Annotated in this window: 15 protein-coding genes; 12 read left to right on the top strand and 3 right to left on the bottom strand. The window is 74.1% G+C overall.

Features of this window, described 5'->3' with window-relative positions; translation table 11 throughout:
* Positions 1-306 precede the first annotated feature (306 nt).
* The 3 genes from ACIQUR_RS12845 (at position 307) to nudC (ending at position 6,894) form a co-directional block, all read left to right on the top strand.
* A complete protein-coding gene (locus ACIQUR_RS12845) occupies positions 307-4,371 on the top strand; it encodes a UvrD-helicase domain-containing protein (RefSeq protein WP_403662633.1) in 4,065 nt (1,354 codons plus the stop codon).
* 9 nt (positions 4,372-4,380) lie between these two features.
* Positions 4,381-5,808, top strand: coding sequence for a dipeptidase (locus ACIQUR_RS12840; RefSeq protein WP_403662630.1), 1,428 nt, complete (start codon positions 4,381-4,383; stop codon positions 5,806-5,808).
* A 123-nt stretch (positions 5,809-5,931) separates the two neighbouring features.
* Positions 5,932-6,894: an NAD(+) diphosphatase gene (gene nudC / locus ACIQUR_RS12835; protein WP_403662627.1), complete on the top strand. Its 963-nt coding sequence runs from the start codon at positions 5,932-5,934 to the stop codon at positions 6,892-6,894.
* A 90-nt stretch (positions 6,895-6,984) separates the two neighbouring features.
* Here nudC and ACIQUR_RS12830 read toward each other — a convergent pair whose 3' ends face one another.
* Positions 6,985-7,239, bottom strand: a complete 255-nt coding sequence (locus tag ACIQUR_RS12830) for a mycoredoxin (RefSeq protein WP_399945160.1) — start codon at positions 7,237-7,239, stop codon at positions 6,985-6,987.
* 259 nt (positions 7,240-7,498) lie between these two features.
* Between ACIQUR_RS12830 and ACIQUR_RS12825 the strand changes: the two genes are divergently transcribed.
* The 5 genes from ACIQUR_RS12825 to ACIQUR_RS12805 all read left to right on the top strand — a co-directional run bounded on the left by ACIQUR_RS12825 (position 7,499) and on the right by ACIQUR_RS12805 (position 11,310).
* The gene (locus ACIQUR_RS12825; RefSeq protein WP_403662720.1) at positions 7,499-9,613 is read left to right on the top strand and encodes an ATP-dependent DNA helicase UvrD2; all 2,115 of its coding nucleotides are present in this window, start codon (positions 7,499-7,501) and stop codon (positions 9,611-9,613) included.
* A gap of 114 nt (positions 9,614-9,727) precedes the next feature.
* On the top strand, positions 9,728-10,117 hold the full coding sequence (locus ACIQUR_RS12820) for a hypothetical protein (RefSeq protein ID WP_403662624.1): 390 nt from the start codon (positions 9,728-9,730) through the stop codon (positions 10,115-10,117).
* Between the two features lie 175 nt (positions 10,118-10,292).
* On the top strand, positions 10,293-10,661 hold the full coding sequence (locus ACIQUR_RS12815; RefSeq protein ID WP_399945165.1) for a WhiB family transcriptional regulator: 369 nt from the start codon (positions 10,293-10,295) through the stop codon (positions 10,659-10,661).
* Positions 10,658-10,984 (top strand): hypothetical protein, encoded by a 327-nt coding sequence (locus ACIQUR_RS12810; protein WP_403662621.1) that lies wholly within the window; start codon positions 10,658-10,660, stop codon positions 10,982-10,984. Before ACIQUR_RS12815 ends, ACIQUR_RS12810 begins: the two co-directional genes overlap by 4 nt.
* A 119-nt stretch (positions 10,985-11,103) precedes the next feature.
* Positions 11,104-11,310, top strand: a complete 207-nt coding sequence (locus ACIQUR_RS12805) for a hypothetical protein (protein WP_403662618.1) — start codon at positions 11,104-11,106, stop codon at positions 11,308-11,310.
* A gap of 29 nt (positions 11,311-11,339) precedes the next feature.
* Here the strand turns inward: ACIQUR_RS12805 and ACIQUR_RS12800 are convergent, their stop codons facing one another.
* Positions 11,340-12,683: an ABC1 kinase family protein gene (locus tag ACIQUR_RS12800; RefSeq protein ID WP_403662615.1), complete on the bottom strand. Its 1,344-nt coding sequence runs from the start codon at positions 12,681-12,683 to the stop codon at positions 11,340-11,342.
* Positions 12,684-12,724: 41 nt separating this feature from the next.
* Entirely contained in the window at positions 12,725-13,867 is a 1,143-nt protein-coding gene (locus ACIQUR_RS12795) for a TOMM precursor leader peptide-binding protein (RefSeq protein WP_403662612.1), read from the bottom strand.
* A gap of 3 nt (positions 13,868-13,870) precedes the next feature.
* On the opposite strand from ACIQUR_RS12795, the gene ACIQUR_RS12790 reads away from it, so the two are divergent.
* The 4 genes from ACIQUR_RS12790 (at position 13,871) to ACIQUR_RS12775 (ending at position 17,799) form a co-directional block, all read left to right on the top strand.
* Entirely contained in the window at positions 13,871-14,578 is a 708-nt protein-coding gene (locus tag ACIQUR_RS12790; RefSeq protein WP_403662609.1) for a M48 family metallopeptidase, read from the top strand.
* 153 nt (positions 14,579-14,731) lie between these two features.
* Positions 14,732-16,363, top strand: a complete 1,632-nt coding sequence (locus ACIQUR_RS12785) for a TerD family protein (protein ID WP_403662606.1) — start codon at positions 14,732-14,734, stop codon at positions 16,361-16,363.
* Between the two features lie 8 nt (positions 16,364-16,371).
* Positions 16,372-17,049 (top strand): AIM24 family protein, encoded by a 678-nt coding sequence (locus ACIQUR_RS12780; protein ID WP_403662603.1) that lies wholly within the window; start codon positions 16,372-16,374, stop codon positions 17,047-17,049.
* 18 nt (positions 17,050-17,067) lie between these two features.
* The gene (locus tag ACIQUR_RS12775) at positions 17,068-17,799 is read left to right on the top strand and encodes an AIM24 family protein (RefSeq protein WP_403662600.1); all 732 of its coding nucleotides are present in this window, start codon (positions 17,068-17,070) and stop codon (positions 17,797-17,799) included.
* Positions 17,800-17,858 lie beyond the last annotated feature (59 nt).

The raw sequence follows: 17,858 nt of genomic DNA, 5'->3' as shown, positions 1-17,858 counted from the left end.
GCTGCGCCCCTGGCCTTCGGCCACCCCCGGCCCGGGCCTGCCTCCGGTCCAGCCTGCCACGACGCCTCAAGCACCTGCCCCACACACCACACGACCCACCAGGGCGGCCAAGGGTTGTGCGGGGGAGGGGTGCGGTGAGGGGCGGGGCGGGGCGGGGTGAGGGGCGGGGCGCGGTGAGGGGCGGGGCGGGGTGAGGGGCGGGGCCCCGCGGTGGTGGGGAGTGGGGGCGGCTCGGTACATCGGCGGTGGTGGGTGTGGGGAACGGAACGTCCGGGATGTCGGTGGACCCGGCTAGCCTCTTTTCTCGTGTCCGCGCGCATCACCGATCCCGAGCAGCTCAAGGAGCTCCTCGGCATCCCCTTCACCCCGGAGCAGACGGCCTGCATCACCGCGCCGCCCGCCCCGCAGGTCATCGTGGCCGGAGCCGGGTCGGGCAAGACCACGGTCATGGCCGCGCGCGTGGTGTGGCTGGTGGGCACCGGGCAGGTCGCGCCCGAGCAGGTGCTCGGCCTGACCTTCACCAACAAGGCGGCCGGCGAGCTCGCCGAGCGGGTGCGCGCCGCGCTCGTCAGGGCCGGGGTCACCGACCCCGATCCCCTGCCCGGAGATCCGGACGGCGTGGCGGGGGAGCCGCGCATCTCCACGTACCACGCCTTCGCCGGGCAGCTGCTGACCGATCACGGGCTGCGCATCGGGCTGGAGCCCAGTGCGCGGCTGCTTGCCGATGCGACGCGGTTCCAGTTGGCCGCCCGCGTGCTGCGGGAGGCGCCCGGGCCGTATCCGGCACTGACCCGGTCCCTGCCCGACCTGGTCGGTGACGTGCTGGCGCTGGACTCGGAGCTGTCCGAGCACCTGGTCGAGCCGGACCGGCTGCGCGCGTACGACACCGGGCTCCTCGCCGGCCTCGCCGGCGTGAAGCTCGGGAACGAGGACCTGCGGAAGGTCCCGGCGGCCGCCGCGGCCCGGCTGGAGCTGCTGGAGCTGACCGAGCGGTACCGCGCGGCCAAGCGGTCGCGCGACCTGCTCGACTTCAGCGACCAGATCGCCCTTTCCGCACGGCTCGCCACCACCCGGCCCGAGGTGGGCGCGCTGCTGCGCGAGGAGTTCCGGATCGTGCTGCTGGACGAGTACCAGGACACCTCGGTCGCGCAGCGGCTGTTGTTGTCCGGGCTGTTCGGTGGGGGTACGGGGCACGCCGTCACCGCCGTCGGCGACCCCTGCCAGGCGATCTACGGCTGGCGCGGGGCCTCCGTGGCGAACCTGGACGACTTCCCCGAGCACTTCCCGTACACCGACGGCAGCCCGGCCACCCGGTACTCGCTCAGCGAGAACCGCCGCAGCGGCGGCCGCCTGCTCGACCTCGCCAACGGCCTGGCCGCCCCGCTGCGCGCGATGCACGAGGGCGTCGAGGCGCTGCATCCCGCTCCGGGCGCCGAGCGGGACGGCTTCGCGCGGTGTGCGCTGCTGCCCACGCACGCCGAGGAGCTGGACTGGCTCGCGGACTCCCTCGCGCACCTGGTGCGCACCGGCACGGCGCCGGGCGAGATCGCGGTGCTGTGCCGGTCCGCCGCCGACTTCCCGGCCATCCAGGGCGCGCTGGTCGCCCGGGACGTGCCGGTCGAGGTCGTCGGCCTGTCCGGGCTGCTGCACCTGCCCGAGGTCGCCGACCTGGTCGCCATGTGCGAGGTGCTCCAGGACCCGGGGGCCAACGCCTCGCTCGTCCGGCTGCTCATCGGTCCGCGCTGGCGGATCGGCGCGCGCGACCTGGCGCTGCTGGGGCGGCGCGCCCGGCTGCTGGTGGCACGAGAGCGGGGGGAGGACGAGGCCGACCGGCTGGCGGAGGCCGTCGAGGGGGTCGACCCCTCGGAGATCATCTCGCTGGCCGACGCGCTCGACGCCTTCCTCGACGGGGGCGGCGCGGAGGACGGCCTGCCGTTCTCCGCCGATGCCCGGGTGCGGTTCGCCCGCTTCGCGGCGGAGCTGCGCGACCTGCGGCGGGGGCTCGCCGACCCGCTGATGGACGTGCTGCACCGGGTGCTGTCCGCCACGGGTCTGGACGTGGAGCTGTCGGCCTCGCCGCACGCGCTGGCCGCCCGGCGGCGCGAGACGCTGTCCAACTTCCTGGACGTGGCCGCCGGGTTCGCCGCCCTCGACGGCGAGACCTCGCTGCTGGCCTTCCTGTCCTTCCTGCGCACCGCGGCCGAGTACGAGAAGGGGCTGGACAACTCGCTGCCCGGCGGCGAGAACACGGTCAAGGTGCTGACCGCCCACAAGTCCAAGGGCCTGGAGTGGGACGTGGTGGCGGTGCCCTCGCTGGTGACCGGGGCCTTCCCGTCGGACCGGCCGCGCGAGTCGTGGACGGCGCAGCCGCAGGTGCTGCCGCACGCCCTGCGCGGGGACGCGGCGACGCTGCCGGACGTCGGCGGCTGGACCTCGGCCGCGATGAAGGCGTACAAGGCCGAGATGAAGGACCACACGGAGCTGGAGGAGCTGCGCCTCGGCTACGTCACCTTCACCCGGCCGCGCTCGTTGCTGCTGGCCTCGGGGCACTGGTGGGGGCCCTCGCAGAAGCGGCTGCGGGGCCCGTCGGCCTTCCTGGAGGCGCTGTACGCGCACTGCGTGACGGGGCACGGGGAGATCGAGGTCTGGGCGGAGCGGCCGGGCGAGGACGAGACGAACCCCGCGCTCGACACCCCCGGGCACGACCGGTCCTGGCCGCTCCCGCTGGACCGCGCGGCCCTCCGCCGCCGCCGCGCGGCCGCCGACCTGGTCCTGGCCCACCTGGAGGCCTCCGGCCCGGATACGGGTTCCGGGCGGGGCGAGGGCCGTGCGCGGGGTGCGCATGCCGGGCGGGGCGAGGGCCGTGCGTCGGGTGCGGATGCCGGGCGGGGCGAGGCGCTTCGCGCCGGCGGGGAGGACGCCGGGGAGTACCTCTGGCCGCCGCACTGCGACGACCCCTTCCCGGACGACTGGTACGGCCCGGACGGCACGGCGTACGCCGCCCCGGACGGGACGCCGCCCGGCCGCGCCGTCCCCGCCTCGGGGGCGGCCCGTGGCGTACGCGCCACCGTGGATGCGGATGCCTACCGGGACCGCCCGGCCGGCCTCCGTGCTTCCGGGGGCGCGGACGACCGGGAGGACCTGTGGGCGGGCGAGGACGTCCGCACGGGCCTGCCCGCCGCGGGCGGACCGGAGGCACCGCAGCACGGCCCCGGTGCGTCCGCCGACGGCACCACCCCCGCCCTCCCGGACACCGCCGCCGGCGAGTGGTCCGAGACCCCTCGGGCTGCCGAAGCCCCGTGGGCCGACGAGGACCCCTGGGCCGGTGAGGACCCCTGGGCCCCGTCCCTCGGTGGGGGCGCGGCGACGGGTCCTCACGTGCCCGCGGACCCGCCGCGCGCCCGGGCCGGCGAGCCCCTGCGTGCGGACGGCGTGCGGAGTGACCGCCCGGCCGGCCAGCCTGCGGCGGACCCCGCCCCCCGTGCCGCGGGTGTCTCCGGCGACCCCTGGGGCGACGAGGACCCCTGGGCCGGCCAGGGCGCGCCCGGGGACGACGCGTACCCGGCGCGCTCCGGTGTGCCGGCGCCCAGGGCCGGGGCCGGGGGGCCGGCGGGGCGTGGCCCCGAGGGCACGTCCGCCGCCCGTACGCGCGGGCCCCGCCTCACTCCGGAGGAGGCCCGGCTCGCCGCGTCCTGGGACCGGGACCTGGAGGCGCTCGCCGGGGAGCTGCGCCGGGCCCGGGCCGCCGTGCGCGACGTACCGCTCCCGCAGGCGCTCACCGCGTCGCAGCTCCAGCGGCTCGCCGCCGACGAGGAGGGCTTCGTCCGCGAGCTCGCCCGCCCCATGCCCAAGCCCCCGCAGCCCGCGGCCCGCCGCGGCACCCGCTTCCACGCCTGGGTGGAGTCCCGCTTCGACGAGCTGGAGCTGCCCCTGCTCGACCCCGAGGACCTGCCCGGCACCGACGCGGAGATCGCCGACGAGCGCGACCTGGAGCTGCTCAAGGCCAGCTTCGAGCGGAGCGAGTACGCGGCCCGCACCCCGTACCGCATGGAGGTGCCCGTGCAGGTCACCCTGGCGGGCCGGGTGGTCCGGGGCCGGATCGACGCCGTGTACCGCACGGACGACGGCGGCTTCGAGATCGTCGACTGGAAGACCGGCCACGGCACGAACGCCGACCCCCTCCAGCTCGCCATCTACCGCCTGGCCTGGGCGGAAGCCCACGGCATCGACCCCGAGCGGGTCGCCGCCGCGTTCCTGCACGTCCGCAGCGGCCGGGTGATCCGCCCCTCCCGGCTGCCCGGCAGGGCCGCCCTTGAGCGGATCCTCCAAGGCAAATCGGGCGCGCGAAGGGGGCCCCGGACGGGCGGCTAGGCTCGGGGTATGAGCCTCACCCCGGACAGCGCCGTCCGTACGTACATCGACACGCACCGCGCCGCCTTCCTCGACGACCTCGCGGAATGGCTGCGCATCCCCTCCGTCTCGGCCCAGCCGGACCACGACGGGGACGTGCGGCGCAGCGCCGACTGGCTGGCCGCCAAGCTCCGCGAGACAGGCTTCCCGGTCGCGGAGGTCTGGCCCACGGCGGGTGCCCCCGCGGTGTTCGCCGAGTGGCCCAGCGGTGACCCGGAGGCTCCCACCGTGCTGGTCTACGGCCACCACGACGTCCAGCCCGCGGCCCGTGAGGACGGCTGGCACACGGACCCCTTCGAGCCCGTGATCGTCGAGGCGGCCGGGGGCGGCGCCCGCATGTACGCCCGCGGTGCGGCCGACGACAAGGGCCAGGTGTTCTTCCACACCCTGGGCGTCCGCGCGCACCTGGCCGCCACCGGCCGCACGGCGCCCGCGGTCAACCTCAAGCTGCTGGTGGAGGGCGAGGAGGAGTCCGGCTCCCCGAACTTCCGCGACCTCGTCGAGGAGCGCGCCGCCCGGCTGGCCGCGGACGTGGTGATCGTCTCCGACACCGGCATGTGGTCGGAGACCACCCCGACCGTCTGCACCGGCATGCGCGGCGTCGCGGACTGCGAGATCGAGCTGTTCGGCCCCGAGCAGGACATCCACTCCGGTTCCTTCGGCGGGGCCGTGCCCAACCCGGCCACCGTCGCCGCCCGCCTGGTGGCCGCGCTGCACGACGAGGACGAGCGGGTCACCATCCCCGGCTTCTACGACGGCATCGCCGAGCTCTCGCCCGCCGAGCGCGAGCTGATCGCCGAGCTGCCCTTCGACGAGTCGGAGTGGCTGCGCACGGCCAAGTCCCACGGGACGCTCGGCGAGGCCGGGTACTCGACGCTGGAGCGGGTCTGGGCCCGCCCGACGGCCGAGCTGAACGGCATCGGCGGCGGCTACCAGGGCCCCGGCGGCAAGACGATCATCCCCAAGGGCGCGCAGCTGAAGCTGTCGTTCCGGCTGGTCTCCGGCCAGGACCCGTACGTGATCGAGGCGGCCGTGAAGGACTGGGTCGCGGCCCGGATCCCGGCCGGCATCCGCCACGAGATCGTCTTCGGCGCCCCGACCCGCCCCTGCCTGACCCCGCTGGACCACCCGGCGCTGCAGTCGGTGACCCGGGCCATGGGCCGCGCCTTCGGCGAGAAGATCCGCTACACCCGCGAGGGCGGCTCGGGCCCGGCGGCCGACCTGCAGGACGTGCTGGGAGCACCCGTGCTGTTCCTCGGGATCTCCGTACCGTCCGACGGCTGGCACGCCCCCAACGAGAAGATCGAGCTGGACCTGCTGCTCAAGGGCGTGGAGGCCACCGCCTACCTCTGGGGCGACCTGGCGGAGAACTGGACCGGGGGCGCCGCCCACCGGTGACCGGGGGAGGGCGGCCCCTGTCCGAGTCCGCCCCGGCCGGCCGCCCCTCACGGCCGGCCGCCACCGACGATCACGTGCGCCGCACCGCACCACACACGCACCGTTCACCACACAACGGGGGAGTTGGAAGCACCTGTGAGCACCTCGACCGAGAACCTGGGTCTGACGGCGGGCCGTCCGGTCTCGCTGACCGCGCCGAGTGGCATCGACCGGGCCGCCCACCACCGCCTCGACGAGGCCTGGCTGGCGGCCGCCTGGAGCCACCCGACCACGCGGGTCTTCGTGGTCTCCGGCGGCCAGGTGCTGATCGACGACACCCCGGACGGCGGCACCGGGATCGTGATGACCCCGGCCTTCGACGCGCCCCTGACCGAGACCCACCGGTACTTCCTGGGCACCGACGAGGACGGCGTCAGCTACTTCGCCCTCCAGAAGGACTCGCTGCCGGGCCGGATGGACCAGTCCGCGCGCCCCGCGGGGCTGCGCGAGGCGGGGCTGCTGCTGTCGCCGCGCGACGCCGGGCTGATGGTGCACGCGGTGGCGCTGGAGAACTGGCAGCGGCTGCACCGCTTCTGCTCGCGCTGCGGCGAGCGCACCGTGGTGGCCGCGGCCGGGCACGTCCGGCGCTGCCCGGCCTGCGGGGCCGAGCACTACCCGCGTACCGACCCCGCGGTGATCATGCTGGTCACCGACGACCAGGACCGCGCGCTGCTGGGCCGCCAGGTGCACTGGCCGGAGGGCCGCTTCTCCACGCTCGCCGGCTTCGTGGAGCCGGGCGAGTCCATCGAGCAGTCGGTGGTCCGCGAGGTGTGGGAGGAGGCCGGCGTCACCGTCGGGGAGGTCGAGTACGTCGCCAGCCAGCCCTGGCCGTTCCCGTCCAGCCTGATGCTCGGCTTCCGGGCCCGGGCCACCAGCTCCGAGATCAACGTGGACGGCGAGGAGATCGAGGAGGCCCGCTGGTTCTCCCGCGAGGAGCTGCGCCTGGCCTTCGAGTCCGGTGAGGTCGTGCCCCCGTCGGGGATCTCGATCGCCGCCCGGCTCGTCGAGCTCTGGTACGGCGAACCGCTGCCGAAGCCGCTGGGCTGACCCGGCGCGGCCCCGGAACGCGCGGGGCGGGGGCCCGTGACGCACGGAGCCCCCGCCTCGGCGGGGGCTCGGCGTCGCGCGCTGCGGGCCTCAGACGGCGAGGGCCTGCTGCACCTGGGCCAGGCTCGGGTTCGTCATGACCCGCTCGCTGCCGGTGGAGGAGACCACCAGGACGGTGGGGACGGTCTGGTTGCCGTCGTTCGCCTTCTCGACGAAGGCGGCCGACTCCGGGTCCTGCTCGATGTTGATCTCGGTGTAGGCGATGCCTTCCCGGTCCAGCTGGCTCTTCAGCCGGCGGCAGTAGCCGCACCAGGTGGTGCTGTACATCGTCACGGAACCCTGCATGGTGGGTGCGCTCCTCTGGGGACGTGGTCACGAGCGGACCGGCGGGGCCTTACGGCCACGTCGGTCCGACCATGCGAACGTACGGCGGCCCCCGGTCATTCCCGCCGCCTGCCCCGTGGCATCAGTCATATTCGTACGACCGACCCCCCTCCCCTGTGGACAACCGCCGCGTCCGCCTCGTGGGACCTGGCAGCATGGCTGTGTGACAGCAGCAACGCATTCCCCCTCCTTCCCCTCCGAAGCGGAGTCGGCCGACGCGGTGCTCCTGGGCCTGGACCCGGAGCAGCGCGAGGTGGCGACCACGCTGCGGGGGCCGGTGTGCGTGCTGGCCGGTGCGGGCACGGGCAAGACCCGCGCCATCACCCACCGGATCGCGTACGGCGTGCGCTCCGGCGTGCTCCAGCCCGCGAGCGTGCTGGCCGTCACGTTCACCAACCGCGCGGCCGGCGAGATGCGCGGCCGGCTGCGCGCGCTCGGCGCCGGAGGGGTGCAGGCCCGCACGTTCCACTCGGCCGCCCTGCGCCAGCTCCAGTACTTCTGGCCGCGCGCCGTCGGCGGGGAGCTGCCCCGGCTCGTCGAGCGCAAGATCCAGCTGGTCGCCGAGGCCGGGGCCCGCTGCCGCGTCCGCCTCGACCGGAACGAGCTGCGGGACGTCACGGGCGAGATCGAGTGGGCCAAGGTCACCCAGACCGTCCCCGGCGACTACCCGGCCGCCGCCCACAAGGCGGGCCGGGAGGCCCCCCGGGACGCGGCGGAGATCGCCCAGATCTACTCGACGTACGAGCAGCTCAAGCGCGACCGCGTCATGATCGACTTCGAGGACGTGCTGCTCCTCACGGTCGGCATCCTCCAGGACCGCCACGACATCGCGGAGACCGTCCGCGCCCAGTACCAGCACTTCGTGGTGGACGAGTACCAGGACGTCAGCCCCCTCCAGCAGCGGCTCCTCGAACTCTGGCTGGGCGACCGCGACGACCTCTGCGTGGTCGGCGACGCCAGCCAGACCATCTACTCCTTCACCGGCGCCACCCCGGACCACCTGCTCGACTTCCGGAACCGCCACCCGCACGCCACCGTGGTCAAGCTGGTCCGCGACTACCGCTCCACCCCCCAGGTGGTGCACCTGGCGAACGGCCTGCTCGGGCAGGCCCGCGGGCGCGCGGCCGACCACCGGCTGGAGCTGGTCTCCCAGCGCGAGCCCGGCCCCGAGCCCGTCTATGCGGAATACGCCGACGAGCCGGCCGAGGCCGAGGGCGTGGCCCGCCGGATCAGCGACCTCATCAAGAGCGGCGTACCCGCCGGCGAGATCGCCGTGCTCTTCCGGATCAACGCTCAGTCCGAGGTCTACGAGCAGGCCCTGGCCGACGCGGGCGTGCCCTACCAGCTCCGCGGCGCCGAACGCTTCTTCGAGCGCCAGGAGGTGCGCCGGGCCATCGCCGAGCTGCGCAGCGCCGCCCGCTTCGGAGCGAACGACCCGCTGCTGGACGACGTGGTCGAGCTCCCCGCCCAGGTCCGCGCCGTCCTCAGCGCGAACGGCTGGACCCCGCAGCCCCCCGCCGGCTCCGGCGCCGTGCGGGACCAGTGGGAGTCGCTCGCCGCCCTGGTCCGGCTCGCCGAGGACTTCGCCCGCGCCCGGCGCGAGGTCACCCTGGCCGACCTCGTGGTGGAGCTCGACGAGCGGGCCGCCGCCCAGCACGCCCCGACCGTGCAGGGCGTCACGCTCGCCTCGCTGCACGCGGCCAAGGGTCTGGAGTGGGACGCCGTCTTCCTGGTCGGGCTCACCGACGGCATGCTGCCGATCACATACGCGAAGACCGACGACCAGATCGAGGAGGAGCGGCGCCTGCTCTACGTCGGAGTGACCCGCGCCCGGCTCCACCTCACGCTGTCCTGGGCACTGGCCCGCTCCCCGGGCGGCCGGGCGTCCCGCCGCCCCAGCCGCTTCCTGAACGGCCTGCGCCCCGGCTCCCTGGGCGGGGGCCCCCGCGGCACCGGCGGGGCCGGCGGCATCGAGCGGGGCGTCCGCAGGCGGCACCGCGGCCCCGTGCTGTGCCGGGTGTGCGGCAAGACGCTCAACGACGCGGGTGAGATGAAGCTCATGCGCTGCGAGGACTGCCCCTCCGACATGGACGAGGGACTCTACGAGCGCCTCCGCGACTGGCGCGCGGGGCAGGCGAAGAGCCTGGGACAGCCCGCGTACTGCGTCTTCACGGACAAGACCCTGATGGCGATCGCCGAGGCCGCGCCGTCCGACGGCGGAGAGCTCGCGATGATCTCAGGAGTGGGTGGCCGCAAGCTTGAGCGGTTCGGAGCCGACGTCCTGGCCATCTGCGCAGGTCAGGACCCCGAGGAGGCGGACGGGGACGACGCGTAGAAACTCGTCGGAAAAATAGTTTGCACATGCCCCGCAGCTCCCCATAGGTTCTTAGCAACGGAAACGGTGGCTTCTCTGAGGCCCCCGCTCCGTGCTGTACTTATCCGAATACGCATGGGACAGGCCCCCGGGCCACCGTCCCCGAGACGCCGAGAGGAGGCGAGACCAGTGACCAGCTTCATGACCTTCACCAAAATGACCGATCGCTCGGTCGCCGCTTCCTGCCTGCTCGGCTCCACCCAGCTCGTCTCGTTCATTCCCGCTGCTCAGGGCACCGGTCTGTCCGCTGCCTTCGTCGGCGGTCCCGCCGCCCTCGCGACCCTTCCGGTCCGTGAGCGCAATGAGCGGAGCGAGCGACCGACCCAGGCACCGGCAGCAGTAGCAGTGGCTCAGGCAGATGCCTATGCCTTTGCGGCCACCGGTGCCGGATCCCTGAAGCAGACGACGCAGCACCACACGATGTGGGCCTTCCGTGGGCTCGAACCCTGGAGTGATCCAGCCTGATCTCCTGATCAGGCAGGCGCCTTCAGGGCCGCGGAACCCCACCCGGGATCCGCGGCCCTTCTGTTTGTCCCCGAACGGGGACGACGGAGCGAAGGGGCCTCGGGACTGGCAACACCCGGTACCAGCCGAAACCCGGCCAACAGGCCGAACCGAACAGACGAGGAAAGAAACCACCGTGCAACTCGAAGCGCACGCCCCGTCCGTACCGCCCTCCCAGATGATCTCCCCGCCCGCAGTCCCGGAGGACTCCGCCTTGACTCCGCTCACCGCGCTCACCGCGCTCGACGACGCCATCGAGAACCTCGGCGTGCCCGTTCCGTGCCGCACCTACGACCCGGAGGTCTTCTTCGCCGAGTCCCCGGCCGACGTCGAGTACGCCAAGTCGCTCTGCCGCACCTGCCCGCTGGTCGAGGCCTGCCTCGCCGGCGCGAAGGAGCGCCGCGAGCCCTGGGGCGTCTGGGGCGGAGAGCTCTTCGTCCAGGGTGTGGTCGTCGCCCGCAAGCGGCCCCGTGGCCGCCCGCGCAAGAACCCGGTCGCGGCATGACCGGCATCGGCACCATCGACCGTCCCCTCACGCACGAACCTCCGAAGCAGGCCCCGATGACCCCCCACACCTCCGAGCAGCCGTCCGGCTCCGCCACCACCGACTTCAACACCCCCGGCGCGCACATCTCGCGTCAGAACAGGACCCGCGAAATGCAACTCATCCCAGAAGCCCTGGCCCGTGCCCATATGAACGAACGCCTGCGTGAGGTCGAGGCGGAACGTCAGGCCGTGCGCCTGATCGCCGCCCGCCGCATGCAGCGGCGCGCCGAGCGCGTCTCCATGCGCGCCCGCCGCGCGCTGGCCATGGCGGTCATGCACTGATCCAGCGGCCTGAAGGCTGACCCAGCCCGATCCGCCTCCCGTGGGGACCGGTCCGAACGGACCGGTCCCCACGGTGCGTTGCGGACGCCGTCAACACCTCGCGGCGATATCGTCTGGAGGTGGACCAGCAGACTCCCCACCCCCCACCGCCGGGTCCCGCGAACGGGGCCGTCGTGTGCGCGCGCTGTGGCAAGCAGGCCCCCGAGGGCCCCCCGGTCACCTGGACCTGCTCCGTGGAGAACGGCAGCAGACAGTTCTTCTGCGACGACTGTGCCCGGGCCAACATCCGGGCCATCGAGGGCAGACTGGACTCGTCCTGGTGGTGACCCGGACCAGGTGGTGACCCTGTGGTGGCTCAGTCCCCGAGGGCCGGTTCCTCCGCGAGGAATCCCGGCAGCCAGGCCTGGAGTTCCTCCCGCAGCCGCACCGTCGCGCCCAGCTGGCACAGCACCCCGATGGTGCTCAGCGTCACGCGGTGGATCAGCAGGTAGGCCGGCGGCAGGTTGAGCTGCTTGCCCAACTGGTGCGCCGGGGACCGGGGATCGGCGATCCGCGCCGCCTGCCCGCGTATCCAGCCCCGGGTGAAGGTGAACTCGTCCAGGTCCGCCGGCTCGATGATCGGCCGCAGGTACTCCAGCACCGCGTCCGGATCCAGCTCGATCGAACTCCGCACGAACCCCTCGGCGCACAACTCCTCGTAGACCGCCTCGGCGTCGCCCTCCAGAGCCATCCGCAGCGAGCGGCCGATCGTCGCCGGCAGACCGCCCGGCAGCCGGTCGACGGTGCCGAAGTCCAGCACGCCCAGCCGCAGGCCGCCGTCCGCGTCCTCCAGCAGACGGAAGTTCCCCGGATGCGGGTCGGCGTGCAGCAGCCCCGTCCGCGCCGGGCCCGAGAACAGGAAGCGCGCGAGCAGCTGACCGGCCGCGTCCCGCTGCTCCTGCGTGCCGTCGGAGATCACCTCCGACAGCGGTGTCCCCTCCATCCACTCGGTCACCAGCACCTGTTCGCCCTGGTGCACCACGTCCGGCACCACCACGTCGGGGTCGTCGGCGAACACGTCGGCGTGCGACCGCTGGGCCTCCGCCTCCAGTGCGTAGTCCAGCTCCTCCTCGATCCGGTCCCGCATCTCCGTGATCAGCGGCTTGAGGTCCATGCCGGGGATCAGCGGCCCCAGCAGCCGGGCGAACCGGCCCAGTTGCGTCAGGTCCGACAGCAGGGCCTCACCGGCACCCGGGTACTGGACCTTGACCGCGACCTCCCGCCCGTCGTGCCACACCGCCCGGTGCACCTGCCCGATCGAGGCAGCCGCGGCCGGCTTGTCCTCGAACTCCAGGAACAGGTCCCGCCAGTCCTCGCCCAGCCGCTCGGCCAGCACCTGGTGCACCGTCCCCGCCGGCAGCGGCGGAGCCGCCTCCTGGAGCTTGGTCAGCGCGGCGCGGTACGGGCCGGCCACCTCCTCCGGCAGCGCCGACTCGAAGACGGACAGGGCCTGCCCGAACTTCATCGCGCCGCCCTTCAGCTCCCCGAGGACGCGGAACAGCTGCTCGGCCGTGCGCTGTTGCAGCTCCCGCGCCACGAGTTCCGCGGACTTCCCGCCGATCCGTTTGCCCAGACCCCAGGTGGCCCGCCCCGCGATGCCCAAGGGCAGCGCGGCCAGCTTGACGGTACGGGTGACCGCCTTCCGGGGAAGATCAGACATGCGCCCCTCCAGTTCCCACACAGCCGCGCCGCGGACGGCGGTTACCCGGCCATTGTGTCCTGCGGCTCTCGACCGACGCCGGTGCGCTCCCCCTCTCCGCTCCGGGCCGCCCCGCAGGGGCAGTCGGGGTGCGCGGGTACGGGGTCCCGCCGCCAGTCCAGCTCGGGCACCGCGACCTCCCAGCGCGCCCCGGCGGACGCGGGCAACCGGCCGTCGAGGAAGGCCAGGGCATGGGCCGCGGTCAGCCCGGCCACCGCGGTGGCCACCCCCATGTCGCACGAGGGACCCGCCCGCCCCCGCCCCGAACGCCACTGCGTGACCAGCCTCGGCCACGCCGGGTCCCGCGCCACCCGGTCCCGCTCCAGGCACCCCGAGCAGGCGGTCTCCCCCGGCAGCACCAGCGGCCCCACCACCCCCGTCCCCTCCAGCACCCCCGCGAACAGGTGCGGGGTACCGGAGCCGACCCAGTCGGCCGTCTCCGCCGGGTCCGGGGCGTACCCGGCGAGCCCCCGCCGCGGCGCGACCACCACCAGGGACAGCCCCGGCTCCGCCGCCCCGGCACCGGCCGCCGGCCCGCTCCTCGGCGGCGCCGCCGGAGCCGCGGCCCGCACCAGCTGCCGCACCGCGTCGTCCCGCCGCATCCCCACCGAGTCCTGCGGCAGGCCGCCGGGCGCCACGTCACTAGGCTCCACGACGCCCCCGTCCACCCCCTCGACCCGGCCGACCCCGGCACCCGCGAGCACCGCCGCGACCAGCGCGCCCACCCGGCCCAGCCCCCGCACCTGGACCCGCGCGGCCCGCCGGGCCGCGAGCCCGCGCAGGGCGCCGCCCGGCTCCCGCCGCACCAGCGACAGCGAGCCCAGGTCCGGGCGTAACCGCTCGACCATGTCCATCCGGCGCCGCATCGCCTGCGCGGCCGGGCCGCCGGCGGTCGAGTCGTCCAGCAGCCCCGCTCCGGCGAGCCGCCGCACCAGCAGGTCGGCGTGCCCCTCGGGCAGCCCGAGCGCCGCGGCCGCCTCGCGGAGCGCCGGCAGCGCGCGCGTGCCGTCGAGCAGGTCCAGGAATCCGCCCGCGGCGTTGTCGAGCGGACCGAACACCACCGCGTGCGCGGGCGCCACCCCGAATTGGACCGTCTGGAGATCGCGCCAGGCGCGCGCCAATGCAGGTTTCACCTTCGGATACATCACATGCCTCACTTCCGTGGATGCCGGGACCCTCCCGCACACCAGCGAGAATGCCCGTCCCCGGAACCCCCGGCCGGGGGTTGTCCACAGGCGGCAGGAATTAAGGCTATTAATCGTTCAAACCCGGCAGGGGGAGGACTTCGGCCACGGCCACCCGGTACGGTCTTGGGCGTGTCCGCCGATCCACCGCACAGCGCCGTCGAAGTCCGCCGGAGCGCGCGCCGCCGCAGGACCGTCTCCGCCTACCGGGAAGGCGACCGCACGGTCGTCCTCATCCCTGCCCGGATGTCCGAGGCCGAGGAGCAGCGCTGGGTCGGCCTGATGCTCGACAAACTGGCCGCGCAGGAGAGCAAGCGGACGCTCGGCGACGCCGAGCTGACCGCGCGCGCCGCGCGCCTGTCCGAGCAGTACTACGACGGCCGCGCCCGCCCCGCCTCGGTCCGCTGGGTCACCAACCAGAACACCCGCTGGGGCTCCTGCACCCCCGCTGAGGGCAGCATCCGCCTGTCCCACCGTCTCCAGGGCATGCCCGAGTACGTGGTCGACTACGTCCTGCTGCACGAGCTGGCCCACCTGCTGGTCCCGGGCCACGGCCCCCGCTTCTGGCGGCTGCTGGAGGCGTACCCCCGTACCGAGCGGGCCCGCGGCTACCTGGAGGGCGTCGTCGCGGCCGACCGCCTCCCGCACCTCCCGGCCCCCCGCGAGACCTGACGCGCCTCCGCCCCGTAACGCGGGACCGCCACCCCACCGGTGACGGGACGTGAAATGTACCGGCTGCGTACCGGCTTGGCTGGATCTCGAAGATTGCCGTTAGCCTGACTCGCTGAACGCATTCACATTTCGGGATGGGGGACGGTCGTACGCATGGCCAGGGAATTCCAACGCGGCCACAAGGCCAAGATCAGTGACCTCACGGCGGGGACGGACCTCTATGTCGGCGTGCAGATCTCGGGCCCCGGGCTGACGTTCGACATCAGCTGTTTCGGCCTCGACGCCGACGAGCGGCTGTCGGACGACCGCTACTTCGTCTTCTTCAACCAGCCGAAGTCCCCGGAGGAGGCCATCCAGCAGCTGGGCCCCCAGGCCGGCGACACCGAGTCCTTCCGCGTCACGCTCGACCGGATCCCGGCCTCGATCCACAAGCTGAGCTTCACCGCCACGATCGACGGCGCCGGACAGATGTCGCAGGTCGGCCCCGGTTACATCAGGGTCGTCGCGGGCGGCGAGGAGGTCGTCAGGTACGCCTTCACGGGTGCCGAGTTCAGCACCGAGCGCGCCGTGATGCTGGGCGACTTCTACCTCAAGGACGTCTGGCGGTTCGCGGCGGTCGGCCAGGGCTTCGACGGCGGCCTCGCGGCCCTGCTGCAGAACTTCGGCGGGGAGGTCGCGGAGGAGCCCGAGGCGCAGCCCGCGGCTCCCGCGCCCGTCCCCGGCTTCGCCCCGCCACCCGCCCCCGCGGCCCCCGTGGCGCCCGCCCCGGTCCCCGCGCCCGCCCCGGCCTTCGGCACCCCCACCCCGCAGACGGCCGGCTTCGGCGCGCCGCCCGCGCCCCCGGCCCCCGTGGCCCCCTTCACGCCCGCGGCGCCGCCCGCGCCCGCCGCACCCGTGGCCCCCACCGCGCCTCCGGCGCCGGCCGCCCCCTTCGGCGCGCCGTCCGCGCCCCCCGCCGCGGTCCCGGCCCCCTTCGCCCCGGCGGCACCGCCGGCCACCACCCCGCCGGGCTACCCCGCCGCCACCACCCCGCCCGGCTACCCCGGCACCACCCCGCCCGGCACCCCGCCCCCCGGCATCCCCGGCCAGCCCTTCGGCGGCCAGCAGCTGGCGCCCGTACCCCCGGAGGCCGGCCTGCGGGTCGTCCTCACCAAGTACGCCGAGGCGGCGGCGGGGGACCGCTGGACCGAGCAGAACCCCCAGCAGGTCCGCGCCACCCTCGCCAAGGGCCACGCCATCCTCGCCAAGCAGGGCAGCATGGTCGCCTACCAGGGCGACATCGACTTCGCCCACAAGGGTTCGGGCCTGCTCGGCAAGCTCACCGGCCAGCTGACGGGCCAGGGCATGTCCCTCATGCGCTGTTCCGGCGAGGGCGAGGTCTTCCTCGCCGACGAGGCCAGCCGCGTCTTCGTGATCCGCCTGGAGGGCGAGCAGATCTACACCAGCGCCCACGGCGTCCTCGCCTTCGACGAGAACCTCGACACCGAGGTGCGCCGCATCGAGGGCGCCGGCCTGCCCGGCGGCGGCTTCTTCGCCATGGCCTTCTCCGGCACCGGCGCCGTCGTGGTCAAGACCCGCGGCACCCCGGTGGTCCTCCCCGTCGGCCAGGCCACGTACGTCGACGGCAACGCGGTGATCGCCTGGTCCGCCGGCGCCCAGGCCGTCACGACCACCGCACTGCGCCTGCGCCGCTCCGGCTACGCCAGCGCCCAGTCGGAGGCGGTCAACCTCCAGTTCCGGGGCGCCCCCGGCAACTTCGTCGTCGTCCAGCCCTTCGAGGCGTGAGGCAGGCCATGGATACGTACACACTCAACGCCCACAGCGCCGCGCCCACCGGGGTCCGGATGGCCGTCCACAGCGCGAAGACCCTCAAGGTCACGATGGTCACCGGCCAGGACCTCATCGCCAAGGCCGGCTCGATGATCGCGTACAACGGCTACGTCCAGTTCGACGCCGCCCCCGCGACGCTGCGCCGCTCCGCCGAGGAGATGGTCACCGGAGAGGGCGGCCGGCTGATGCTCTGCCGCGGCGACGGCGACCTCTACCTCGCCGACTACGGAGCCGACGTGGTCGTCCTGCACCTCAACAACGAGGCCCTCTCGGTCAACGGCGCCACCCTCCTGGCCTGCGACGCCTCCCTCCAGCTCGCCATCGAGCCGGTCAAGGGCATCGCCAAGCTCTCCGGCTCCGGCCTGACCAACCTGGTCATCCGCGGCACCGGCTGGGTGGCCCTGGTCAGCCGCGGCATCCCCACCGTCCTCGACTGCGCCGAGCGGGAGACGTACGTCGACCCGGACGCGCTCGTCGCCTGGACCACCGGCCTCGACCTCAAGGCCAAGCGCACCGTCAAGGCGAGCGCCCTGATCGGCCGGGGCAGCGGCGAGGCCCTGCAGATCGGTTTCAAGGGCCAGGGCTTCGTGGTCGTCCAGCCCAGCGAGGACACCGGCGACCGTTTCAAGATCCGGGGCTGAGAGGAGCACCGAGCCACCATGCACAGCACACTCTTCGCACACGTCCCGGTCCAGTCGACCGGGCGCTACACCCTGCAGAACTCCCAGCTGCTCAAGGTCGAGATCGGCCAGGGCCCCGGCTCCGTCCTCGCCCGCCAGGGCGCGATGGTCGCCTTCGAGGGCCAGGTGGACTTCCAGAGCCAGTACAAGAACCGCAGCTGGCGCAACGTCGAGCGGATGACGCACGAGCGCCTGGAACTGATGAAGTGCAAGGGCGTCGGACAGGTCTACCTGGCCAACTTCGCCCAGCACATCCACGTCATGGACGTCGGCGGCGGCATCACCGTCGACAGCGCCTCGGTCCTCGCCTTCGACTCCACCCTCGGCGTGGGCATCGTCGCCGTGGACAGCGCGGTCGGCGTGGCCTCGGCCGGCGCCTACAACCTGGAGCTCACCGGCAGCGGCCAGGTGGCCCTGCTCACCTCGGGCGAGCCGCTGGTCCTGGAGGTCACGCCGAACAGCAACATCTGCGCGGACGCGGACGCCGTCATCGCCTGGTCCACCACGCTGCGCACCCAGATGCAGGCCCCGACCTCCACCTCCTCGGTCTGGCGCCGCCGCGGTGCCACGGGCGAGGGCTGGGAGATGCAGTTCCAGGGCCAGGGGTACGTGCTGGTGCAGCCCAGCGAGCTGATGCCCCCGCTGCACCTGCGCGGCGGCGCCTTCGGCTTCGGCCTGCGCGGCAACTCCATGGGCGGCAGCCGCGCCTGATCCGCTCTCCCCGGCACCCGCCGGTACGCGACGGGGGCGGTCCCACACCGTGGGACCGC

The sequence above is a fragment of the Streptomyces sp. NPDC101132 genome, from assembly GCF_044759225.1.
GTDB lineage: Bacteria > Actinomycetota > Actinomycetes > Streptomycetales > Streptomycetaceae > Streptomyces.
This window is presented reverse-complemented; position numbering and strand designations above follow the sequence as displayed.